The sequence below is a fragment of the Thermanaerosceptrum fracticalcis genome (genome assembly GCF_000746025.2).
GTDB classification, from domain to species: domain Bacteria; phylum Bacillota; class Peptococcia; order DRI-13; family DRI-13; genus Thermanaerosceptrum; species Thermanaerosceptrum fracticalcis.
The window spans coordinates 2,384,809-2,409,638 of record NZ_CP045798.1; the positions used below are offsets into that span (position 1 = coordinate 2,384,809).

A 24,830-nucleotide genomic window follows, 5' to 3' on the forward strand; every position below is an offset into this window, starting at 1 on the left:
TGTCCAACCTTTATGGGGGTGACTATGCTAACTGAGGTGCGAATATTTACGAGTGGCAGTAATAAATAGAGGTCGGGCAATGCCCGACCTCTATTTTACTTCTACCACCCAGCTGGCCACCCAGCCCGTTTTCCCGTCGCTGAGTTTTACCTGATACCAGCTGTCTTTTACCTGCTGGATCACCATAATATCCCCGCTGTTTACCTTGGTTACCACGGAATAACTCGTGGCAGGGCCGCTCCGGATGTTTACCGATGTGCTCCCCGTTACAGACGCCGTTTTCCCTATTACGGAAGTATTATTCTGAGGGGGAGCGGCAGGTGTCGTTGGTGTGGAGGGAGTGCTTGTCCCCGGCGTAGCGGGAGTAGTCCTTACAGGTGTTTTATTTACCTTAGCCTGCAGTTCATTTAAGGCAGTCTGCAAGGCCTGGGACTTCACGGTTAAGTCGGCAACGGCAGTTTCCAGTTCCTTAATACGGTCCTGCAGGGCCTTGTCTACATAACTCTTGGAGACCACGGGGTCGCTGCTTGAGCCCGGAGCGGGAGAGTCAGCAACCACAGTCTTACCCAAAGTAAAGCCCACCACAATGGATAAAAGGGCTCCTCCAATAACAATATTACGCAGCCTCATACTCCTCTCTCCTTCCTCTTTCTAACGACTATCCGATTGCCGACGTCCGACTTCTGACATCCGAATTCCGACTACCGACTCCGATAGTAATAGCAAATATTCCAAAGATAATACACATTAATCGGATATCGGAAAGCGGATATCGGAAGTCGTATAAGATCAGATATCGGAAAGCGGATGTCGTTCTTTATTTCGCTACAGTATTATAAGCCTTTTTATGCTTGGCGTCTTTCAAATCCCGGCCTCTTAAGATACCGACTCTTTCTGCACCGATAAATACCCCCAGGGTGGTTACTACCATGATCAACATTCCCTGAGCAGTAGTCACTAAGGCCATCAAGACGGCCGACACACCCAGGAGTAAACTTACCCCGTAAATGGCCAGCACTGTATGCCGGTGGCTTAATCCTAAAGCCAGCAGGCGGTGATGGAGATGGTCCTTGTCAGCGCAAAAGATAGGTTTACCATTATGGTAACGGCGTATAATGGCAAAGAGAGTATCCATGATGGGTATCCCTAAAATGACAATGGGTAAGAAGAGGGAGATTACCGTAGCGCTCTTAGTTAACCCAATAATGGCAATGGTGGCCAGGTTGAAGCCTAAGAACAGGGAGCCCGTATCGCCCATGAAGATCTGGGCAGGGTGGAAATTATACTTAAGAAAACCAAGAATACTGGCCGCTAGGATAAAAGGAATAAAAGCCATGGCAGTAACGCCCTCGATCAAAGAGACGATACCTAAGGTAACAGCGGCGATAGCCGATACTCCGGCGGCTAAACCGTCTAAACCGTCAATTAAATTAACGGCATTGGTAACACCGATGATCCACAAAACAGTCAGGGGATAACCTAAATAACCCAGATCTATGACACCGTTAATAGGATGTGTCATAAAATTCACACGGACACCGGCAGCCAATACGATACAGGCTGCCAAAACCTGTACTAACAACTTAGTCTTAGGGGAAACACCTTTAATATCATCCCTGAGGCCTACAAGGATGATTAACAAGCCCCCGCCGAGAAGAGCGTAAATCTCCATGGTGAGTTCCTGGGTAAGGAGTACAGCAGTCCAAAAGCCCACACAGATAGCCAGGCCGCCTAAACGGGGCATCAGCTTGTGGTGAACTTTACGCGCTGCCGGCTTATCCACTGCCTTCACTTTATAAGCAAGCCTTTTTACCAGGGGCGTTACCAAAAGAGCCACGAAAAAGGCTATGATGAGCGGATAAAAATAGTTTAACACCCAAAGTGCCTCCTTAAATTTACGTCTTGAAACTTCAACCGTCTCAAATATGAATTATAACACCAGTACCAGAAAATGTCTATTCTGCTTTAACAAGTTGTCAGGTCCGACATCCGATAACCGAATTCAGACAGTCCGAACTAAATAAACCGGGAGTCGGAAGTCGGATAACGGATATCGCCACCGGAGGCGGTCACTTCTCAAGCACAAACATCAATTCCGCCTCGCAGGCCAGTTCCTCTCCAACGTAGGCCTTAGCCTGGCACTTGCCTACGATGCCTTTCAACTTAATCACGTCTATTTCCAGGCGCAACTGGTCCCCCGGCACCACCTGTCGCTTAAACCGGCAGTTGTCAATACCCGCAAAAAAAGCTATCTTGCCCTGATTTTCGGGTTTACTTAAGACAAGAACAGCCCCTGCCTGGGCCAGGGCTTCCACAATGAGCACACCGGGCATCACAGGTTTCCCCGGAAAATGTCCCTGAAAAAATTGTTCGTTAACAGTCACATTTTTAAGTCCCACGATTCTCTTTTCAGGAACTATTTCCACTATTTTATCTACCAGTAGAAAAGGATAACGATGGGGCAGTATATTTTGAATCTGTATGGAATCTAACATATCACGACCTCCTGGAAGTTAGCAGTTCGCAGTTGGCAGTTCGCAGCATTGACCGGGTGCCTGGTACTGGTACCGATTACTGGACACTGGTCACTGGTCACCAAAATCGAAACGTCATTACAGATTTTTTTCGACAAAAAAAAATCAAATCCTTTTTGCATTTTCTAACAGCCTTAGCCGGATACCCAATTTGTTTAAGAGACTGGTTAAGATATACAGCACTTCCTTTTCTCTCAAGAGCAAGATGGTTACTCCGTACACAGTCATTCCTAAAAGAATGCTCAAAAAAACTTCCCCTAACAATACTTTGGTCCCACCGCCGGTACCAACAGCAGCCTGTAAATAAACATAAAGTTTCCAGGCCGCCAAAGCGGTCAGAAGAGAAGAAATCAGGGATTTGGCCACAGTGGACAACAGGTCTTTCACAAACAGATCAGGCAGATGTTTTCTTAAGAAAAAGTACATGGCGACAGTGTTAAAGACGGCGGCTAAAGTATTGGCCAGAGCCAAACCGCTGTGTCCCATGCTGTTCACCAAAATCACACTGGCTATAATATTCACCGCAATGGAGAAAAGTCCCATGTAAAGGGGTGTATTTACATCCCGCAAGGCATAATAGGCCCTGGTGATGACCATATTGGCCGCCATGGCAAACATGCCCAGACAAAAATAGAATAACGCATCGGACGTCATTTTTGTGGCCGTGGCATCAAAGGCTCCCCGCTCAAAAAGGAGCTTCACAACAGGAGTCTTTAAGGCCATTAATCCCGCAGCTGCCGGCAGAGTAATCAGCAGTACCATTTTTAAGCCCCTCACCAGGGTCAGAGCCAGTGCATGCCTGTCTTCTTTAATGGCCTGCTCGGACAGGGTGGGAAAGATCGCTGAAGAGATGGCAAAAACAAAGATGCCCAAAGGAAGATTCATTAATTTGCTGGCATAGTTCAAAGCAGAAATGCTTCCTTCAGCAAGGCTTGAGGCAAAAAACCTGTTAATAGCCAGATAAAGCTGGTTAACGGCCACACCGAGGAAAATAGGCACCAGGTTAATAAAAATCCCCTTTACTTCAGGATGCCGCAGATTCCAGGACCAGCTGTAGCGAAAGCCCACTTTACGCAGGACGGGCAACTGGATGAGCATGGCCCCTGCCATACTCAGAAGAGTACCCCAGGCCAGGAGTTCAATACCGTATTTACCCAAGAAGATGACGGAAAGGATAATGATCAGGCTGGAAAATCCGGGAGCAAAGGCAGCTACGGCAAAGGATTTCCGGGCATTGAGCACGCCTGTCATCAGCATGCCTATTCCCATAAAAATAATCGAAGGAAACATGATGATCGTAAGGGTAACGGCCAGATCCGTGGTGGAAGAATCAAAACCAGGCGCGGTAAGATAAACCAGGCCGCGGGCTCCCACAATACCCAGTAAAGTGAAAACCGCCATGATCAGGGCTGTCCAGTTCAAGGTGATGCTGGCAATCTTCCAGGCCTCTTTTTCTTCCCCTTTCACCAGGTACTTGGTGACCACCGGTACAATAGACGTGACCAGGGCCATACCTAAGACCGCCTGGAGAAAATAGGGCAAAGTATAGGCCACCAGATAGGCATCCGTTAAAACTGTGGCCCCGAACTCTTTGGCGATAACCGTCTCCCGGACAAACCCCAGCACCCGGCTCATCAGGTTCATAATCATGATTATTACTGCCGCTTTGGCGATACCTTTACTCATTGATGTCATCTCCTGCGATGTCTCGCCTTCCGCTTTCCGACTTCCGACTACCGACTTCTTTTTCAAGACGATCGGAAAGTCCTTTCAGCATGGCCATTACTACATCACACTTATCATCTAATTTTGTATAATCAGCTTCATTAAGATAACCTAGTTCATGACTGAGAAAGATAAAGTATCTTACTTCGCTTAATGAACCCCTTGCTATATAAATGAACTGAATAAATTCTTTTGAATACTGCCTTTCACAACCTTCAGCTAAATTAGCTGGTATAGAGACTGCTGCCCTTCTTAATTGAGATACTAACCCAAATTTTTCTTCTGCGGGGAAGCCGTTTGTAATCTCATATATTTCCTTAACCAATTCATGGGCTTCTTTCCAGACCCTAAACTTTTTAAATCTCTTTGACATCTGGGTAAACCCCTCTCAACTCAAAAATCGGAAATCGGATGTCGGATATCGGAAAGTCGATCACTTCTGAAGCAACCCCAGCGCAATCCTGGCATTCTGCCAGGCCTTTTGATACATAGGAGCAAGTTTGGCCTGCAGGTCTTTGTTTATTTCCTCACGCCGGGAATAAGCCCAGTTCACCATTTCTATGAGAGTTTCAGAAAGTAAATTATTTACTGAGATTAGTGCCTGCTGCCCGATACTCTCCAGGAAGCGGTCTACTTTGGGGTCATAGGATAACCCCACTACCGGCACCCCTACTACTGCTCCTTTGATCAAAGCATGGAGGCGCATGCCTAAAACTAAATCCATATTTTTTGTTATACTAAGAATCTCTTCGGGATTGTACATCTCCTTAAGAACCACGGCCTGGTGCTTCATCTGTTTGGCCGCCTGCCGGGAGATGGTAATATCGCCGGGGAACTGCATGGGAACGAAAACAATCTTCCAGCCTTCTCCCGCCAGCTGATCACAGGCTTTGACCAGTTCCACGAGATAAGCATTATCCTTCCAGGAACGGATATAAACACCCAGCAGTTTTTGTCCTTCCTCTTTGCGTAGACCGTTACGTTCAAGTATTTCTCTGCCCAATTCAACGGAAACTGTCTCCGGTGACAGGCCTAAAACAGGGTCAGCTGTAACAGTGATGTCTCGTTCCACGCCCATGGCCACCAGATCATCTTTGGACCTTTGGTCCCGGACTGTAATGGCATTGACCCTGTTCAGAATAAAAGAAGTCAAAAATCTATTCATTCTCGTCTTCAAGGGCCCTATCCCCTGGGCATATACCATGACCGGTTTTTCCAGCAGTTTCGCGATAAATATGACTCCCAAGTAGTAAAGGGGACTAAACTTGCTGGTCACATCCTGCAGGAGGGAACCCCCTCCGCTGATAAGCAAATCGCAAGTTAACAAAGTTTTGGTTACTTCCCCGATTTTCCAGCGTTTGCAAGCATTCACATTGTACTGTTTGGCAGTTTTCACAGGGTCATTGGACAGTACGGTAATCTCAATCTCCGGTTCAATTTTTCTTAAGGTACGAATGATAGCATAGAGAATGGCTTCGTCCCCGGCGTTATTGAACCCGTAATAGCCGGACAGCACTACTCTACTCACAGGTCATCCTCCTCCCATACCATTTCAGGGAGTAATTTACCAGGACAATAATGATTATTCCGATGACAATACCAAGCCACAGACCATGGAAACTGCGGATTAGTGAGATCATCAGGGGTGTATGGATATGGGCATAGGTATTGACCAGGGAGACCTGCCCGATAATGCCCAAGATTAAAAGCATAATCTTTCTCAAGTCGTACCCATAATAAAGCAGAGCCAGCATGGCAGGATGTCCCAGCAGGAACTCCTTGGTCCGGGGTCTTACCCAAAGAACCCGGTCAAGCATATCGCGGAGCATAGCTTCCCAGGAACTCACCAGAGCCGTACCGTCATTGCCTGTCCTGATGATATAGACAACCAGGCCTGCCAGTAATAAAACACCGGCCAAAGCATGCTTTAACAAGATGGGAAAATCCAGCAGTTCCTTGGCTTTCTTGACTGGATCGGTGTCCCGGAAAAGGAAATAGACCGGAATGATTAAAAGTGGTGCAATGTGGGCTAACTTTACCCCCACGAACTGGTCAAGTTTTAACATAAAGGACTTATCCGACAAGAGACCCGTCATGATTACCGCGCCGATTAAACTAATGGCAGACATTTTCAAGAGGGCCGGTACAGCCTGGGATAAACTCCTTCTTTCTTCACGAATAACTGAAATAGTCCCCAGGACAGGGAAAAGAACAACTGCCGCCAGGGCCATGGCTTTCCGGGCCAGATTAGGTGCCAAGAATAATATTCCTGCCCAGCCGAAAAGAGCGAGAATGCCCAGTAAGGACCCCCAGGTTGTACCGAAGAGATAATTAGCTCCAAGAATCAATCCCCCTATTACGCCGAGGCCTGCTGCAAGAATGATGACTCCGGAATAGGGTACACCGGCCAGCTGGGAAGCCTGCCCCACTTGAAAACCTTCATTCACCAGGTTATTCTTAACTCTTTCCACATAATTAACGGCATTATTTAAAGCTGTACCGGGCTGCTCAAGACCGAAGAAACGGACAAAGAGCACACGAATATTTCTCTCCGTCACAGCCAGGTTAAACCTGTCTACTGCCTGGTCTTCCGTATATTTACCCATCTCATTTTCACTAATGGCATGGATTCTGACTGCCTTCTTATTCATCAAAGCAGCCAGCTGCTCTAACCCTTGCTGGGGGAAAAACTCAAATATCCCTACAGGTACATTGAGTTCACCAAGCTTTCGGGCCAAATAGCGCGCAAATTCCTTATCCCCTCTCCCGGGTATGGTCCTGTCATTAAAGGCCACTAAAGCAAGGCCCGGTATTTCCTTCAAGGAGTCGACAACCACATCTATGGACTGATTTGTGGGCTTTACCCAGTCCCGGATCTGAGGTGCGACCTTTAATCCCCCTTTTTCCAAAGCCAAAATATCTTCTTTAATAAACCCTACGCCCAGGTTTTCCAGTTCTTTTGGCGATAAAGGCAGGCTCAGGAGATAGCCCTCATCATCCTTTGCCGTGGTAACCATTGTGATTTTCACACCCAGCTGCTTATAAACACTTTCATAAGCAGCTTTGTCTTTGATAAAGAGATATGAGTGTTCCTTTACAGGCTTAAAGCCAGGAAACAGGTCTTTATTAATCTCCTGCTGGAAGGCCAGCTGTCCTCCGGTAAAAAGTACAGCCCGGCCCATGCGGTCCAGGTCTTTAACTGTTCGCTCTTTCATGAGCACCCCTGTAGCTCCCGCCTCTTTAAACTGCGCAGCCAGGGTTTCCAGAGGTACTTGATGGGCCATCGACAATGCCAGGAGTTCATCATAATTGACGAGAATTTCTACCGTTTTGTTCCTTTCCTCCGCCTCTACACGATAAAAATCTACGTATAAGGAAGCAAGTAAACTGATTATGATTAATGCAACTGCTAATCTATTTAATAATTTCTTATTTATGCTCATTCTATCTCCCCCAATTTAGTGACCAGAGTCCAGTGTCCGGACCTATATAAGTGACCAGAGCCCAATCTCCAGTGTCCGGTATATTAAACTGGTCACCGGTCACGGGTCACCGACTTAGGCCTACACTTCATTTTATCAACCACATATTGTTGGTACAAGTCACAATCTTTTCCCATCCTGTATTATTACCAATTACTTAACAATTAAAATTTTGCTGCTAATCTCACCTTTATTCGCGCAGCAAAATAGGCAGCGGGATGCTGCCTATTTTTCTCTGCCGTGCTGCAGTTTATAACTAAAAGCTTCCATATCATCACCGGGCGCTACATTCACGCGTCTAATCTCCAGTAGTGAATCACCGTACCTGTTAAGGCCGTTTTTAATGGTGAGGTGCATCTTATACCCTGCCTTCTTGGCCAATTCCTGCACCTTATGATTATAGGCTCCATAAGGATAGGCCAAAGCGAAGACCTCTTTTCCCAGCTTTTCTTCAAGAATCGCTTTAGCTTTCTTTAAATCACAGAAAACCCGTTCCTCATACTCTTTATCCGTTTCCAGCCTGTGATCTTCCTCACTGAAAACCTTCGAGACCAGCATGGGGGCAGTATATTTTTTATTTGCGTCCACATAAAGGTAGTGATGATGGTTAAAGGTATGAGACTGGAAATCCACCAGACCACTGGCCTGCATCTCTTTTACCTGCTTCCAGCTTAAAAAGGTGGTTTTCTCCGGGTTAAACCCGGTCGGATTTTCTTCTTTGACAAAACTAACGATTAAATTGATCGTAGCCTTGATGTTATATTTCTTGAGTATGGGAAAGGCGTAAACATAATTGCTCTCATAACCATCATCCATGGTAATAACAACGGTTTTGGGCGGAAGAGGCTTGCCTTTTTCCATAGCTTCACAAAGTTCCCGCAGGAAAATGACATTGTAACGGTTCTCTTTCAGGTATTTCATCTGCCGTTCAAAACGGGCAGGAGCCAGGATCACATTGTTATAAGCTATATTGAGGCCAGGAGGTGCGAAATGATGGTACATGAGGACAGGAACAGCAAAGCTCCTGGCAGGGACATTGGCCTTGGCCAGGATAACCTTGCTGTTGTTAAGATAGGCCAAAACAAGGAAAACTACAAGGGTTAAACCGATGGCAAACCTTCTTTCTGGTAACACTCTCTCAACCTCTCGCAACCGGAAACTACTGTTTTAATAAATGTTCATAAAGATTAGCCAGTAAACTGAGCATCTGGGCAAAATCCGGAATCTCTTTCCAGTCTGTCACACGGGACTCAATCTCCCTGGTGAGAATGCCCTTACCCTTTAATAAAGCCAAAGACTCTGAAAATGATAATTTTTCTCCTGACAGTCCTTCAGCTACAAACATGACCATATTTTCTCCCGTAACTACCGGGGGTATCTCCACTTTTCGCAAAGGAACCCTGGAATTGCGCTCATGGGCCAGGCGGAGGACTTTGTTCAGCTTGTTTTCCATGCTCCATTTGGTCGCTTTGCGCTCCAGACCATAATCATTGGTATAGCCGCCCTCGATCAGCCCCAACTCCCGCATCACTCTTACCCCCGGGTAAGCCCAGTGGTCCATTACCTTGGGCCTGGGAGGAGTATATTCTACCAGGTAAGCGCCCTGTTTCTTTAACCTTTCCTGGACCCAGGTAATAGCCTCCTTGGATTTCGTCATATCCCGGAAGATAACGTTATTCTGGATGGAATAGGCACTGGCCACGCCTGCCGCCTCCCCTGCCACCATACCCACAGGTATCACCCGGGCGCTGCCGTGGGGTAAAGAATCATAAGAGGCGCTGCGGCCTACCACCAGGAGATCATCCACTTTTAAAGGCACCAGAGAACGGAAAGGAATACTGTAAATGTCAGGTACCCCGATCACATTACCAAAGTTGCTTGGGCTGGTAGGCTGTACATCTACGGGATAGCTGCCGTGGCCTATCCTATCCCAGTGGTCCCGGTTTTCCAGGACATCGGTGATGGTCAGCCTGTATTCCCCGATAATATGGCGGGTTTCCCTGACATAAAGCTGTTCAGCAGTCCCGACAAACCGGGCATTTTCGAAACCGGGAAACTTCTGGCGCATGAATTCAATAATGTAAGGTATCTCTCTCTTACCCCGCTCGATACCTTCTGCCTTGGATTTAGAATCAAGGCCGTCCACTCCGAAGATCAAGAGGGCATTGATAAGCACAGTCCCGTCTTTCTGCCGGGCGATATTGGGGCCGCGAAATCTCATCTTATCCCGGGGCTTATACTCCCGGGCCTCTTTCCCATAACCCCAGGCGGCCACCTGGTCGGCGCCGGAATGGGGATCGTTGTCTTCATACTTCAGATACTTCACTACCCGGTCCCAGTTGACGCCAGCAACACGGAAAACCAGGGTAACCCCCATGAGGGTACCCTTTTCGCCATAGTCCTCAGCACCAATGGTGTAAGGCACGCCCGCCGCTGCCGCCACATCGGCGTCCACGGTGGCGTCGATCACCCGCAGGCCCAGATACTCCTTGACTTCACCCTTTTCCTTAACCCTAACCCCCATGATTTTGTTGCCTTCCATGATGGGTTCCACAAAGGCGGTATTGAGCTTTAGGGTAATGTTTTTTTCTTTATGTACCAGGTTGAAAAAATATTCTTTAGCTTCCTCTACATCAAAGGCATTCCCCATAGCCTTGTAGAATTCCTCAAAGATCCCCCTGGTAAGAAGTTCATGCTTAGGTCCGTGATTCATATCCAAAAAATTCAACTGGCCCAGGGTAAAAAGACCTCCCAGGGCATAATCATCTTCGATGAGCAGTGTCTTCAAACCATTCCTGGCAGCAGAAACAGCGGCAGCGATACCTTCCGGCTCTCCCCCCACCACGATAACATCATAACCTGGCCTGTTATTAATGACAGGCCCCGGCGCTATATCCTTTTGCTCCCATAAATAAAAAACTCCTGCAACAAAACAAATGAGCAGGATGATACTCAAGGCAAGCTCGCGGAATCGCAATTTCACAGAATTACTCCTTTCGTACAGTTATCAGTGACCGGCTAATACCGGTGACCAGTGACCGGTAACCAGTGACCAGATACAATCATTATCACTAAATAAAAGTTTATATATCACTGTCTGAAGAGTCAACAACAATTAGAATCCTAAAATTAGAGAAACATGCTGACAGTATATCGGCCATGTTAAATAGACTAATTGAATCCCTTGAAAAAAAGATAAATTAAAAATAGTATCACCGGTCACCGGACTCCGGTCACCAAATACTCATACAACTGAGCCATAATCATATATATTTCACCAAAGTTCGGTTTGCCGTTAGCATCCTTGAATCTTTCTTTAAGCTCTCCATTAAGTATTCCTTTTTCTACCAGCATCTCTGTTGTTTCAGGCATAGTTAATTTGTTACCATGAATTGCTTCCCCAACTAAAAGCAATACTTCACCTTTCGTTACTTGTTCAGGCACGGGAATTTTCATAAAGGGCACCTTAGGATTCAGTTGGCTCGCCCTTCTGATGACGCTGTTCAAAAGACGGTCCACATCCCAGTACTGTACTTCCTTCTCCAGCCCATAGTTATTGCCGTAGCCACCGGAAGCCAGGCCCAGTTCCCGCATCACCCGCACTCCGGGATAAGCCCAGTGGTCCATCACCTTGGGCCTGGGAGGAGTATACTCTACCAGGTAGGCTCCCTGTTTCTTTAATCTTTCCTGGACCCAGGAAATCGCATCCTTGGATTTGGTCATATCCCGAAAGGTAAGGTTGTTCTGGATTGAATAGGCAGCAGCTACTCCTGCTGCTTCCCCGGCGGCCATCCCTACGGGAATCACCCGGGCGCTGCCGTGGGCTAAAGAATCAAAAGAGGCACTGCGGCCAACCACAAGAAGATTGTCTATCTTCTGGGGCACAAGACAGCGAAAAGGAATACTGTAGATGGCCGGCTTACCCACGATATCTCCCAAATCCTTGGGGCCGGTCGGCTGCACATCCACAGGATAGCTGCCGTGGGCTATCCTGTCCCAGTGGTCACGGTTTTCCAGGACATCGGTGATGGTTAAACGGTACTCACCTACGATATGCCGGGTTTCTCTTACATAAAGCTGCTCTGCCACCCCCACCAGCTCCGCCTTAGCAAAGCCGGGGAAATTTTCCTGCATAAACTTTATGATATGTGGTAATTCCCTTTTCCCCCGTTCTATACCAAGAGCCTTTGACTGGGGGTCTAAGCCGTCTACACCGAAGATTAAAAGGGCATTAACCAGGACATGCCCATTTCTTTGGCGGGCCAGGTTCGGTCCCCGCAGGCGCATCATGGGATCCTGAGGCTTATACTCCAGAGCCTGCTCGCCATACCCCCAGGCCGCTCTTAACGTGGCCCCGGCATGGGGGTCTCCCCACCTGGAATTTATCTTGCTGATCAGCCTGTTCCAGTTGTTATAGATAAACACATAGGGCCAGTTCACACCTTTTAATTCAAAGACCAGGGTTACCCCCATGAGCTTGCCTTTTTGCCCATAGTCCTCAGCACCCACTGTATAAGGAACCCCAGCCAGAGCAGCCACATCGGCATCGACGGTGGCATCTATGATTCTTGGGGCGCGGTATCCTTTTATTTCGCCCTTTTCCTTAACTTTTACACCAACAATTTTATTGTCTTCCAATATAGGTTCTAAGAAAGATGTGTTAAGCTTTAAGGTAATATTCTGTTCATTCTGAACCAAATTCAAAAAATACTTTTTAGCTTCCTCCACATCAAAGGCATTGCCCAGTTTTTTATAAAACTCCTGAAAGATGCCCTGGGTCAAAAGCTCTTTTTTAGGGCCGTAGTTCATATCGAGAAAGTTTAGTTTGCCTAAAGTCATCAGGCCCCCCAGGGCTTCATCATCCTCCAAAAGCAGCGTCTTTAAACCATTGCGGGCAGCGGAGACGGCAGCTGCGATGCCCTCCGGCTCGCCGCCCATGACAATCAAATCATATGCCAAGAAGGGAGGGTCTTCCCCTCCGCTCTCTCCCGCCAACAGCAGAGCCGGGATTAAAACAGCGAAAAAAATAAGCAGCAGAATTTTTCTCACATTGCCCTCCGCCTTCGTTCTTCCATTTTTTTAGAGCGGCGCCTCACGGCCTCTCTCTAAAGGATACCACATAATGCCAGGCATGACAAATGAATGCGACAGCGGGAACCGTCCCCCACTGTCGCCTAAAGCACAAAAGAAAAACCGCATAGATACTGCTACACGGTTCCTAAAAAATCATGCTGATTTTGAATATCAAATTGAATTTGTTAACAGCTATACTTAGACTTCCGACCTCTTAAATTTATTAATTTGTGGACTTCTGTAAATTATAAATATTGACTAAAGGTAAAACTAATGGTTGAACATTTGCTACCGAAGTAATATTAGTTATGGCAGCTCGCAGATATGGAAAAAGTATAGCCGTTGCATTCATTTCGCAGAATCTCTTGAAGTCTTCGTTTTCCAAATATCCTTTGAAAATAAATCTACCCGAGATTATAACATTAAGTGTGAAAGGATAATTTTTCTCTTCTGCATTCTCAAATACACTACAATGTAGTGTAACTTTTGCATCCTTTGATTCCTCATTCGCAATTATTTCTGTACCTATAGAAAAATCTATTTTAATCGGTTTGTCAAATCTAAAATTTGGGTTTAATTTAAATGTTATATCTTCTACCGAATAGTCTGAAAATACCAGTTTGCTTGCATGTTCTTTTGTAAAAGATACCTTGTCCAATCAGGCAACCCCCTTGTACATTAACTGGGTTATATTTTCTTTGGTTTCTTTATAATACACATAACCCCAGGTAGTTTTCGGGTCACCAACTTGGTAATTTATAAAAATGTCACCTTCTTCATATTGTTTTAATGCTGGACTGTTTTCAATACCTGCATTAATAAGTTCATTTTCAAACTCTTCATCGGAAATCGATGCAAGATGTTGAATTACCTGTTCCTTAATTTCTTTTAAATTCATATTTATCACCTTTCATTAATCTTACCTAACAGCAAACCTCTTTTACATTACTAATACAGCTGTTATTACGTACACATAATTGGATTTGGTGCGCTTTTAGTCTGGATACATAAAAACTGTTATCGAACCTTTTTCTTGTATACTTATAGAAGTCAAAGATACCTATGACTAAATCAAATTTTCTTATATTGTTATATATGTAGTTAATAACTATATTATCATTAATACTTTTATCAGCAAATCGTTTTGTACGAATCTTTTTATTATGTATTAGAATTGATGCAATATCATCTAATTCAGTTAAGTTGCTGGGAACAGTCAAGTCTAATATATTGTCCTTATCTACGTTTATATCTGCCTGTATTACAGAGTATGGATTGTAGTGCTTGTATTCTCTAGCCCACCATATCGCATACCATTCACTACGGTCAAAAAAATATATACCGTACCCTAACCACTCGTCCTCCCCATCAGACCTAGTAAAATAATTGCACTTTAAGATATTTTCACATTTAGTCTTACTTGTCCCATGATATCCGGTAAATGATACTATCATTATTATATCCTTTTCCTCATCTGTTAATATACTTAATTCAATTTTATTATTCTATAAATATTACGGAAAACCTGCTATCCAGACAAGATATTTATTATCAATGCAGCAAAATAGGCAGCGGTGTGCTGCCTATTTTAGGCTTATACTCCAGAGCCTGCTCGCCATAGCCCCAGGCCGCTCTTAACGTGGCTCCGGCATGGGGGTCTCCCCACCTGGAATTCATCTTGCTGATCAGCCTGTTCCAGTTGTTATAGATAAACACATAGGGCCAGTTCACACCTTTTAATTCAAAGACCAGTGTAACCCCCATGAGCGTACCTTCCCCGCTGTCACACAGGGTTTCTTTCAACCCATCGGCTCAGTAAGCATACCGGACGAACACAAACAGGGAGGCCCCTGCCTCCCCTAAAAGACGTGTTTATCATTGGCAGACCTCCCTGTTTCCCCAATAAAACCGGAGGATAATGCTGCGATCCTGCTAAATCATTCAAGGCCATTTTATATTAACTCGTAGAGCCTTTTCTTTACAGCATCTATAACATATTTTTTCACTGTGCCAAACTTGCTAATTACAATATTTTGGGATAAGGTATAAATCTTATCCACTCTTATGCAAGAATCCACCTTTAAGGCCCCTTCGTCAAGGTCACTGCTGGACAACATTACAATATAATCCTTTGTTGTCAGGTTCGAAGTAATAGCCGCAACCACTACATCCCCTGTTTTGCTATTATAATTATCATTGGATAAAACAAGAACAGGGCGTTTTTTATTGGAAGTCAAATCACTAAAAGGTATTGAAATTAATAATATATCGCCTTGCTTATACATTATTCCACATCTTATCATCAATATCATTATTCCAAAAATCTATGCTACTCTCACTTGCACATATTAAATCTTTGAATACTTGATTATCCTTCTTGTTTTTCAAAAACAGGATAAAATCAATAACTTCTGGTATTTGACTTTCTGGAATTTCATCAATTAATCTACTTAAAATATTTTTACCTGTATTCATTAACCTCACCTCAATACTATTATATCATGGAATTTTTTCACCCAACCCCTGAAGTCTATCTCCCGAGCTATCAAATCAAGGAGACAATTTTTCGAAAAGATAAGCGGTGATCGTCCGGGGCATTCTTTCATCTATTTTTATAAAAAAACCTCTTTAGCCAAATTCATCCTGGCAAAATTATACTATATACCTTTGATAAATAGCAAATAGGGGGACTCATGCCCCCTATTAACTAAGACCACGGGGACTGTCCCCTGCGGTCTTTCTTGCCTCCCTCCAATGGATGCCTTATGTTACTTGACCAAAATTATACCACATAATGCCAGGCATGACAAATGAATGCGACAGCGGGAACCGTCCCCCACTGTCGCACTCCTACCACTCAATATGATCCGGGAAATCCAGGTCCAATCTCAAATCATCCACTGTACAATTTTGTTCCTTTGCCTCTTCCTTTAGATAAGAAACTAAATCCCAGTACTCCTGGTCCCGTTCCGCAATCCTTCTGGCCATGGCTGACAGATTTTTCAGACGCTTTTCCCTGCCCATCTTTATAAACCTGTCATTAAGCAGGTCAAGATATTGGTCAATATATCCATCAAAGGAAACGTATCTTCCGTTCATGACATTCATCATCCTGGCAAATACGCTCTCCGACACTGTCTCTCTGAGGCATGCCGCCACAGCTGACTGCAGCAAACGCACCTGTGCTACGGCACTGTCCCAGATGACCTTGTTATGGGCAAGCAAATCACTGCTGTAGCTGGCTTTTGTCTGTTTTCTTGCGTAAAGCTTCAAAAACTCGTTAAGGGCCATAGTGATAAAAAGCATCTCCGGCCATAACGCATATATTTTCAAATATACATTCTTGTCCGGAGCCAGTACTGACATGCGACGCTTCTTTTCATCATCCATGCCGTTGTCGACAAACTCAATCTCCCGGTCTCCCATCAAAGCATGGCGAATATCGTAGCAAAGGCCTAATATCCTTATGCGGGCCGCATCATAGGAAATAAACTCATCCTCGTTTCCCACAACGGTATGCAATGCCTCATAAAGATTTTCAAAGTCCTGATAGTCGCCGTAAATAGCCACGCCTGTATTATTGGGCGTATTTTTTATAAATATCATTTCCTGTCTCCCTTGCCTCCCTCCAATGAATGCCTCATGTTACTTGACCAAAATTATACTATATAATTCCGGGCATGACAAATGGAAGAGGGGAGTACTACATGATGCTAAGCATGAATAATGCGACAGGGGAGAACCGTCCCCGCTGTCGCAAGACATAGAAAAAGCATTCCTGACAAAGGAATGCTCTCTAAGAAACACTCACTTTATATTCTTTATCATTTTCCTTTTCTAAGCGGGCAAGCCACTGAAAAATAATTTCCCTGTCGTTAGGATATTGCTGCCGGGATAAATCAGTGAATAGTCTGTCCAGTTCGTATTTATTAACATTCTGTTTTTTAGCGATAAAGATGCGTTTGTGTTTTGTCGCAGTGGTATCTTCTTCACTTGTTAATAGTTCCTCATATAGCTTCTCCCCTGGTCGAATGCCTGTAAACTGTATGGCAATATCTTTTTCCGGTTCAAGACCAGAGAGGCGGATTAATTCTTTGGCCATATCAACTATTTTTACCGGTTCACCCATATCAAGAACAAATATTTCTCCACCCTGAGCCATGCTCGCGGCCTGCAGTACAAGCTGCACAGCCTCCGGTATAGTCATAAAATAGCGCCGCATTTCAGGGTGAGTAACCGTGATAGGTCCGCCTTGCCTTATTTGTTCTTGAAAAATGGGAATAACACTTCCTCTGCTGCCAAGAACATTGCCAAACCGAACAGCAACAAATTTTGTTTTGCTCATTTCTGCCATATATTGAATAATAATCTCGGCAATGCGCTTGGTCGCTCCCATTACACTTGTTGGATTAACAGCTTTATCTGTGGATATTAACACAAAAGTCTCTACCGATAATCTGTCGGAAGCTTCGGCTACATTTTTTGTACCAATAATGTTATTCTTAAAAGCCTCTCCAGGACTATATTCCATTAGCGGAACATGTTTATGTGCAGCTGCATGAAACACTATTTCCGGTCTTTTCTCACTAAAAATTTGTATAATCCTATTTTTATCCTTTACGTCGGCAATAATTGAATAAATCTTTAAATTTGGATACTTGCTCCTCAATTCTAACTCAATTTCAAATATTGGATTTTCATCGTGACCAAGCAACGCTATTTCTTTGGGATCATACCTGCATATTTGCCTGCACAGTTCTGAACCTATAGATCCTCCCGCCCCGGTAACCAATACCCTCTTATGCCTGATTGTCTCTGCGATACGTTCCATATCCAGTTTAACAGGTTCCCTGCCCAAAAGGTCCTCCAGCTTCACTTCCCTTATTAAATCCACGGAGATTTGCCCGTTAATAATGTCATACATTCTGGGCAGTGTCCTGACGGGTACCCTGAGCGCCCTGCACTTTTCCACAATTTCTCTGATAACTTTTCCCGGCGCTGAAGGCATGGCAATCAAAACCTGCTGAATGTCATTTTCTTTGATCACCTGTTCAAGTTCTGCCCTTGTCCCTAAAACAGGTATTCCCATGATCTTAATGTTTTGCTTGGCTGTATCGTCGTCAATAAATCCTATCGGGATTAAGGAGGCTAAAGCCTGTCTCTGCAATTCCTTTACCACAAGAACCCCGGCGTCGCCGGCCCCAATTACCAGCAGATGCTTGGCATCCCTGGGAACTAGCTTCAAGCTTCTTTCATAGTATATTTTCGGAACAACTCTTATACCCCCGGCCATAATCATATCCAGCATCCATGTCAGAATATAGACACTCCTGGGCACAGTTTCCCTCAAGTAATAGCCCAGGGTAATTAAAACCAGAATAGAAACAGAAACAGAGTTGACGACAACCAGCAGGTCTCTGATGCCGGCATAGCGCCATATTCTTTTGTATACACCAAGAAAATAAAATGTTGTAATTTTTATTAAGGCATATAAGAGCCAGAATTTATTAAAAACACTTAGAAAAACTTCCGGGATTTGTCCGTCGAAACGAATATAAAAGGCTGAGTAAAAAGCAAAAACACCGATTATAAAATCAAGGACAGCCAGCGAATACCTGTTCATTAGCAAAACCTCTCAACTCCCCCCAAAAGAGAGAAACACTCTTTATGCCTCTGCTATTGCCTTTTTTATACACTCTATCACTATGGCCTGTTCTTCTTCAGTCAGGCTGGAGCCGGAAGGAAGGCACAATCCGTTAGCAAAAAGTTTATCAGAAACGCTCTCCTCAGGCCAATGGGAATAATAGGCACAGTTCATGTAAAGAGGCTGGAGGTGCATGGGCTTCCAAACCGGCCTGGATTCAATATTCTCCCGGTCCAATGCCTCCATTATCTGCAGAGCCGTGACACCGCATTTTTCAGGATTAACGGTAACAGCTGTCAGCCAGCGCGTTGAACGGCCAAAGGGAGCTTCCGGCATAAAATCCAACCCCTCTATATGGGACAAAGCATCGTAGTAACGTTGAAATACAACACGGCGAGCTTTAATTCGTTCATCTAAAACTTTCAACTGACCCCGGCCGATACCAGCCAAAACATTGCTCAACCGGTAATTATAGCCCAGTTCGCTGTGCTGGTAATGCCTGGCCGGATCTCGAGCCTGTGTTGCCCAAAAACGGGCTTTCTCCAGGGCTTCCAAATTATCTGATACCAGGGCACCGCCACCAGAGGTGGTAATTATCTTATTACCATTAAAGGAATACACGCCGAAAGCGCCAAAAGTGCCACTGGACCTGCCCCGGTATGTAGCCCCCAGTGACTCAGCGGCATCTTCAATCACAGGGACACCATAGGCATTGCATATCTCTAACAAAGGCTCCATATCAGCACTTTGCCCGTAGAGGTTGACAATGATTACGGCTTTTGGTAGTTGGCCTGACTGCTCACAAGCCTGGAATGCCCGCTTTAATGCCTCAGGAGACATGTTCCAGGACTCCGGTTCGGAATCTATGAATACAGGTTGGGCTCCCTGGTAGAGTATGGGGTTACAACTGGCCGCAAAGGTAAGAGAGGAACAAAAAACTGTGTCTCCACTGTCAACACCCAAAAGACGCAAAGCAAGATGGATAGCTGCCGTACCTGAACTTAGGGCCACTGCACCACGGGAGCCCACATAAGCTGCCAATTCCTTCTCAAATGCATCCACATGGGGTCCTAAAGGAGCCACCCAATTTGTAGCAAAAGCTTCGGCTACGTATTCTTTTTCCAAGTCATTGATGTGGGGTGGGGATAAATAAATTCTCTCGTTACCCATGTCTTTTTATTATCCTTCCTGGTACACCAACAACCGTTACATTGTCTTCAATATCTCGAATAACGGCTGTTTGGGCCCCAATAATAACATTCTCTCCGATAGCCACGTGCTGAATTACAGAACTACCAATACCTACCCAACTAAAATTACCTATCTTTACTCCCCCAGCTAAACGGACACCTGGGGAGAGATGGACTCCACAGCCCAATTGACAATCATGGTCTATGGAAGCGCTGGTATTGACGATACATCCTAACCCTATCTGGGCACTATAGTTAACTGCTGCCTGAGCTAACACAACCGTTCCAGGCTGGACTACAGCCCCTCTACTGATGTATGCAGTAGGGTGCTTAATAACAGGAAGATTAAAGCCCTGTTCAGCGTACTGCATTAGGAGTTTATGCCTAACCTGATTGCTGCCTATAGCCACAACCAGGTCCTTGTAATCTTCACGGACCACATTCGAATCGTTTAGGCTTTTGACAAGGGGCCAGCCTAGAAAACTATCCTGGGCAAGGCCGCCATCTACAAACAAATACCTGTCCCAGAGGCCCATCTCCCGGGCAGCGTCGTATACCACTTTGCTGTGACCACCGGCACCTACAATGATTAAGCCGCTCATAATTGAACACCTCTAAATTTTTCTACAGTGGCACTGCCTTGCTGGCTGATACCTTCCCTTTTGACTACTTTAAGCAGGGTACACCAGAGTATTTTCAAATCTAACCAGAAAGAGTGATTGTCAACATACCAAACATCTAATTCAAATTTTTGCTTCCAACTGATAGCATTGCGGCCATTGATCTGGGCCCAGCCCGTAATACCGGGCTTAACGAGATGACGTCGTGCCTGCTCCGGGCTGTAGAGGGGTAGGTACTCCATCAGGAGGGGTCTTGGTCCTACCAGGCTCATGTCTCCTTTAATTACGTTGACTAATTGGGGGAGTTCATCAAGGCTTAACTCCCGCAATTTTTTGCCAAAGGGTGTGATCCTTTGCTCATCGGGCAGTAAACTGCCCTGCTCATCCCTTTCATCAGTCATGGTACGAAATTTATAAAAGTTGAATGGCTGGCCATGGAGTCCCGGTCGCTGTTGGGAGAGAATAACTGGTTGCCCCATTTTTAGATAAACAAACAGGGAAATAAGTATTATTAAGGGTGACAAAATCACTAAGAGAATAAGTGCAACTATCAAATCAAACAATCGCTTCATGGTCACCCCCCCTGGTAAATTGTCATTACACCTCAATTTTAGCATAGTTTCCACATTGTAATTCAGAAAATACTTTCCAAAGTATCTACGAGACGGCGGATATCATGTTGGGCTTCAACGTATCTCCTACCATTTTCACCTAAGGTTTTTCGTTCTTCCTCAGTCATTTGATAGAGCTCAGCAATAGCCCGAGCAAATTCACGAGGCTTTTCGGGTGGGATGGTCATACCCGCCTTGGCCTGACCAACTATATCATTTAAGACATTACCTGCAAAGACAATCGGTCTCTTTGCACACAAATAATCAAATATTTTGTTCAAACTAATCCCGTACTGGTATAAAGGGAGGTCCAACATAGAGATCAACGCGATATCTACGCGTTCTAAAAGCAGCGGGACTTCTTCTTTGGAAACAGGTTCATGGAAAGATATGTTATGCAGCTGCTTCTGCTGGGCTAACCGCATAAGGTTCTCCTTCTCAGGCCCGTCCCCCACAAAAAAAAGGTGAATATCTGTATAACCTTGCTCCTGTAATAATTCCGCCGCTTCCACGATGGTGACCAGGGCATTAGCCTGCCCATGGGCTCCAAGGTACAGGGCTTTGAACTTTTTCTCCTGCTCTCCGAGGATCTTGTCGACTGCCGGACTTTTATATTTATCCTTTATTAATTTTCTATCATAACGAGCTATATCAACGCCGTTGGGGATATAGACTACTTTGTCCTGAGGGTACCCCTGCTTTTGCATGTAATGAACTGCTCCGGGCAAAAGCACAATAATCCGTTCTGCCTTTTTGTAAATAAATTTTTCTAAAACGCGCAAAGCACGGGCAGTAAAGCTTTTTTCCTTAATAGTCCCCATATCAATGGCTGTCTGAGGCCAAAGGTCTCGAATCTCAGCAAAGAACCTACACTTTTTGAGTAAAGATATGTAATACCCCGCCAGACAGGTTAGGGGATGAAAGGAAGAAGCAATGATGATATCTGGTTTTTTTTCTCTTAGACAGGTCCAAAAAACATGTATGGTATAGCTTAGGATATTGAGGATCCTTTTGAGGTCATTTTTTTTATAAGGGAAAGTCTTCAACCAACAGAAATGAACGCTGTTAATACTTTCTTTTCTTAGGCACTCCCACGAGGGCAATGTCTCGCTTCTTAACTTGTGGTCAAAGCTCGAAGCGAAGATGGTAACTTCATAGCCCCTTTTCACCAGTTCCTCGGCCAGGTCGTAATGCCGTGTACCGCTCCCGGATCTTGGTGTAACCGCATACTGGTTGAGAATCCAGATTTTTTTCTGCATTTTAAACCCCTTTACTATACTAAGATGACCTAAATAGACCTAAGCGCTGTCTCTACACTCGCTAGAGGATTTTCATTAATGTTAAAAACCTGGTTCCTAACGTAGGAGCTCACCTGGGAAATATCAGGATAACTGCGGATAACATCGACGATTTCTGCAATATCCTCAACAGCTGGTATCCCCTTCTCCATCAGGAAGGTAAAATACCTGTCAAAACCGCCTTTACGGATAATGATGTCTTTAATGCCAAAACAAAGGGCTTCCAAGTGGGTCATAGAGCCGACTGCAATATGAAAAGCTGATTGACAAAACAACTCATAGATAGGTATATTTGATGTCACCAACGTTACTTTCTTATTTCCGATCAGGTCCTTGTATATCTCCCGAGCTCTGGGGATTTCACTAGGATGGGGTTTTAGGATGATATCATTTTCCACAAGACGGCTTAATTCCAGAGTAAGCTTCGTAAAGAACGCTGAGTATTCGGGCTGAGCGGCAATAAGGATTTTGTTCCCCTGCTGTTTCCTATCCTTCATGCGGTTTAGTTTGTACCACAGGTAGGGATTGCCAATAACAACAATGTCTTCAGACCTAAGAAACCGGTTTTGCTGCAGCACCTCTTTAAAATGCTCCCCATATACCCAAAGCTTATCAGGGAAAGGTGAGTTCCGCAACTGCCCCACATCTTGAATACCAAATTTATAGCTGTAGTTGTCAGGGACAATTAACCCATGCTGCAGCTCTATAACAGGTACGCCCCGCTTTTTGGCCGCCAACTGAATGGCCATATGAGAGGGGGAGTACCCATCTTCCACTAATAAAAACTGGGGTTGTATCTCATTAAGAATACCGCTGGAAATCCTAATTGCCACTGACGCAAAGGCAAATTCTTTCCGCATAAGTGTAAGAATCTCTTCCCACGGCAGGAGTATACCTGAGTGGCCCAAGGCACTGGAAACCCTTCTACTAATGTGAGACAGCTGCTGATCCACCTTTTTATTAACCACCAGGAGAGGGGCTTTTCTGTACAGGTTCCCCCACAAGATGATTTGGTCTCCATAATAACGAAAGGGTGAATAGGGCTGTTTCGAGTGACTAATGCGGTCTGGAGTCTCTAAGACTGCATAGCTATCAGCACAATTGGTCCAGGAGAGAAAGTCAAAAAAGATATCAAAGTCTTTACCTTCGACTATTTCCCGCCTTGCTGATGAAGTAGAAACCGCTAGCACGCGGTGCTGGCGTGTGATATTGAGATGAAAGGAATCCTTGAGCTTGAGGAGCAACTCCCGAGTACTCAGGGCCTCGGCAGTTCCTGCAGATACGGCTATGTGATTGCTTTGCCGGTATAGCATGTTAATGAGCTTAACCCTAACAAACCACCAAAAAGGAATCCCGTTGATATATATATCAAACAGCTTATGTTTATCTTCAATTTCAATTATTATTCTGCTGATGTCTTGAATTGATTTCATTTTTAAACCACCAACATTATTTATTTAACAATCTAGCCAAAATGGCCTGGGGTGATTCCCCTGTTGTGCTGTAGCGCTGAGCAATTCCTTTTACGACCCTGTCCAAGCTTGCTTGGTATTGGCCGTTTGTTAGGGCCAGACATAGTTTTCCATGAAGCTCAGCGGGCTGAGTGACCTCGATAATGCTACTTTCGTGAGGCAAAACAAATGTCCGCTGTCTTTCTCCCAACCAATTAATACTGAGAAATCGACGTCCACCTAAAGCAGCCGTGATGAGGACCCGAGAGAAGTGGGCCAGAGATAAATCAGCCACAGCCAGAACTTCTTCTACGTTAAATGAATCTATGATTCTGTACCGGGATTCCTGAAACAACGCTTTAGCTTCCTCAATAAAATCAATGTCTTCCCTGGGATGAAACTTTATCATAATGACTACGTCGGGAGGCAGTGTGCTAAAGGTTTGGACAAGGATCTTAAGCAACTCCCTGCTGTATTCTCTACCATAGATATAATCGATACACTCTGTAAAAAAGGCCACTGTCTTTGTTCCTGCGGCGATACCTAAATCCCGTTTTAGGTCAGTGATCCTGCGCTCTGTCCTTACCGATTGGGGTAAGCCCATGACCTGAATAAGCTCGGGAGGGATTCCTGTTTGAACGAGCTTAGTTTTTACTTCCTCTGAGATTACGCAGATGGGTTCACCTAAAACAAAGGTGCCAGGTACTTCACCCCTAAATAGCAGGGCACGCAGGAAAACGGCGATCTTAAAACGGGAAAATACCCGTATCAGGGTGTTTCTTCGCCAATAATTCTGCAGGACTTTTTCCCCAGTTACATTCACATCTGTATTGTAAAGAATCAGAACCTTCTTGCCATACCCTAGAGACAAGCCCAGAAGGAGTCGGGTATTTAGGTTCCCCACATCTGAAATGACAACAATGACTTTAGGATTATTACGCCTAATAAAATGATTAAGTATAAAAAGATTTCTAATGGCACCGTAAAGAGCCGATGCTTTGCTAAGTACATTCTTTTTATGATTACTTACCCGCACCAACGGGAGGGTGATAAAAGGGATTTTCCAATCCCTCATGCACTCAGCAAATTCGCTCTCATCCTCGCCATGATCCATATTTCCAGGCAATTGAAGAAGTGCAAAGCTAACATCTGGGTCTAGCCTCTCCATTATGCCTCTGTAGAGCGGGGCGCTTAGATATAGA

At 44.9% G+C, this 24,830-nt stretch carries 23 protein-coding genes; all 23 read right to left on the reverse strand.

Translation table 11 applies throughout. The features are described from left to right. Positions 1-90: 90 nt before the first annotated feature. The gene (locus BR63_RS12135) at positions 91-630 is read right to left on the reverse strand and encodes an SH3 domain-containing protein (RefSeq protein ID WP_034420642.1); all 540 of its coding nucleotides are present in this window, start codon (positions 628-630) and stop codon (positions 91-93) included. Between the two features lie 187 nt (positions 631-817). Further along, complete coding sequence (locus BR63_RS12140) at positions 818-1,876, reverse strand: glycosyltransferase family 4 protein (protein WP_034420641.1); 1,059 nt, start codon at positions 1,874-1,876, stop codon at positions 818-820. Positions 1,877-2,069: 193 nt separating this feature from the next. Next, complete coding sequence (fabZ, locus tag BR63_RS12145) at positions 2,070-2,495, reverse strand: 3-hydroxyacyl-ACP dehydratase FabZ (RefSeq protein ID WP_034420640.1); 426 nt, start codon at positions 2,493-2,495, stop codon at positions 2,070-2,072. 144 nt (positions 2,496-2,639) lie between these two features. Then, positions 2,640-4,220 (reverse strand): murein biosynthesis integral membrane protein MurJ, encoded by a 1,581-nt coding sequence (murJ, locus tag BR63_RS12150; RefSeq protein WP_034420639.1) that lies wholly within the window; start codon positions 4,218-4,220, stop codon positions 2,640-2,642. After that, on the reverse strand, positions 4,213-4,632 hold the full coding sequence (locus tag BR63_RS12155) for a four helix bundle protein (RefSeq protein WP_081908049.1): 420 nt from the start codon (positions 4,630-4,632) through the stop codon (positions 4,213-4,215). The genes murJ and BR63_RS12155 overlap by 8 nt, the downstream gene beginning before the upstream one ends. A 60-nt stretch (positions 4,633-4,692) precedes the next feature. Continuing rightward, positions 4,693-5,787: a polysaccharide pyruvyl transferase CsaB gene (gene csaB, locus BR63_RS12160; protein ID WP_034420638.1), complete on the reverse strand. Its 1,095-nt coding sequence runs from the start codon at positions 5,785-5,787 to the stop codon at positions 4,693-4,695. Next, positions 5,780-7,702 (reverse strand): DUF5693 family protein, encoded by a 1,923-nt coding sequence (locus BR63_RS12165; protein ID WP_034420637.1) that lies wholly within the window; start codon positions 7,700-7,702, stop codon positions 5,780-5,782. Before BR63_RS12165 ends, csaB begins: the two co-directional genes overlap by 8 nt. A gap of 264 nt (positions 7,703-7,966) precedes the next feature. Then, a complete protein-coding gene (locus BR63_RS12170; RefSeq protein WP_051965481.1) occupies positions 7,967-8,875 on the reverse strand; it encodes a polysaccharide deacetylase family protein in 909 nt (302 codons plus the stop codon). Between the two features lie 25 nt (positions 8,876-8,900). Continuing rightward, positions 8,901-10,724 carry an FAD-dependent oxidoreductase gene (locus BR63_RS12175; RefSeq protein ID WP_051965480.1) on the reverse strand — a complete coding sequence of 608 codons (1,824 nt, stop codon included), beginning with the start codon at positions 10,722-10,724 and terminating at the stop codon, positions 8,901-8,903. Positions 10,725-10,960: 236 nt separating this feature from the next. Then, entirely contained in the window at positions 10,961-12,790 is a 1,830-nt protein-coding gene (locus BR63_RS12180; protein ID WP_051965479.1) for an FAD-dependent oxidoreductase, read from the reverse strand. A gap of 247 nt (positions 12,791-13,037) precedes the next feature. Beyond that, positions 13,038-13,472 carry a protein-export chaperone SecB gene (locus BR63_RS12185; RefSeq protein ID WP_051965478.1) on the reverse strand — a complete coding sequence of 145 codons (435 nt, stop codon included), beginning with the start codon at positions 13,470-13,472 and terminating at the stop codon, positions 13,038-13,040. After that, positions 13,473-13,712, reverse strand: coding sequence for a hypothetical protein (locus BR63_RS12190; protein WP_034420636.1), 240 nt, complete (start codon positions 13,710-13,712; stop codon positions 13,473-13,475). Positions 13,713-14,365: 653 nt separating this feature from the next. Beyond that, positions 14,366-14,617, reverse strand: coding sequence for a hypothetical protein (locus BR63_RS12195; protein WP_153802026.1), 252 nt, complete (start codon positions 14,615-14,617; stop codon positions 14,366-14,368). Between the two features lie 149 nt (positions 14,618-14,766). Further along, the gene (locus BR63_RS12200; protein ID WP_034420634.1) at positions 14,767-15,099 is read right to left on the reverse strand and encodes a type II toxin-antitoxin system PemK/MazF family toxin; all 333 of its coding nucleotides are present in this window, start codon (positions 15,097-15,099) and stop codon (positions 14,767-14,769) included. Next, positions 15,092-15,289, reverse strand: a complete 198-nt coding sequence (locus tag BR63_RS12205) for a hypothetical protein (RefSeq protein ID WP_034420633.1) — start codon at positions 15,287-15,289, stop codon at positions 15,092-15,094. The genes BR63_RS12200 and BR63_RS12205 overlap by 8 nt, the downstream gene beginning before the upstream one ends. A gap of 375 nt (positions 15,290-15,664) precedes the next feature. Next, a complete protein-coding gene (locus BR63_RS12210) occupies positions 15,665-16,420 on the reverse strand; it encodes a DUF6904 family protein (RefSeq protein WP_034420632.1) in 756 nt (251 codons plus the stop codon). Positions 16,421-16,610: 190 nt separating this feature from the next. Continuing rightward, a complete protein-coding gene (locus BR63_RS12215) occupies positions 16,611-18,437 on the reverse strand; it encodes a polysaccharide biosynthesis protein (protein WP_051965476.1) in 1,827 nt (608 codons plus the stop codon). Positions 18,438-18,479: 42 nt separating this feature from the next. Next, positions 18,480-19,628, reverse strand: a complete 1,149-nt coding sequence (locus BR63_RS12220) for a DegT/DnrJ/EryC1/StrS family aminotransferase (RefSeq protein WP_034420631.1) — start codon at positions 19,626-19,628, stop codon at positions 18,480-18,482. Further along, positions 19,621-20,250 carry an acetyltransferase gene (locus BR63_RS12225; protein ID WP_034420630.1) on the reverse strand — a complete coding sequence of 210 codons (630 nt, stop codon included), beginning with the start codon at positions 20,248-20,250 and terminating at the stop codon, positions 19,621-19,623. The genes BR63_RS12220 and BR63_RS12225 overlap by 8 nt, the downstream gene beginning before the upstream one ends. After that, the gene (locus tag BR63_RS12230; protein WP_034420629.1) at positions 20,247-20,840 is read right to left on the reverse strand and encodes a sugar transferase; all 594 of its coding nucleotides are present in this window, start codon (positions 20,838-20,840) and stop codon (positions 20,247-20,249) included. The genes BR63_RS12225 and BR63_RS12230 overlap by 4 nt, the downstream gene beginning before the upstream one ends. A 62-nt stretch (positions 20,841-20,902) precedes the next feature. Further along, positions 20,903-22,138 carry a glycosyltransferase family 4 protein gene (locus BR63_RS12235; RefSeq protein ID WP_034420628.1) on the reverse strand — a complete coding sequence of 412 codons (1,236 nt, stop codon included), beginning with the start codon at positions 22,136-22,138 and terminating at the stop codon, positions 20,903-20,905. A gap of 29 nt (positions 22,139-22,167) precedes the next feature. After that, positions 22,168-23,610: a glycosyltransferase family protein gene (locus BR63_RS12240; protein WP_034420627.1), complete on the reverse strand. Its 1,443-nt coding sequence runs from the start codon at positions 23,608-23,610 to the stop codon at positions 22,168-22,170. A 16-nt stretch (positions 23,611-23,626) separates the two neighbouring features. Continuing rightward, a complete protein-coding gene (locus BR63_RS12245) occupies positions 23,627-24,796 on the reverse strand; it encodes a hypothetical protein (RefSeq protein WP_153802025.1) in 1,170 nt (389 codons plus the stop codon). Between the last annotated feature and the right edge of the window lie 34 nt (positions 24,797-24,830).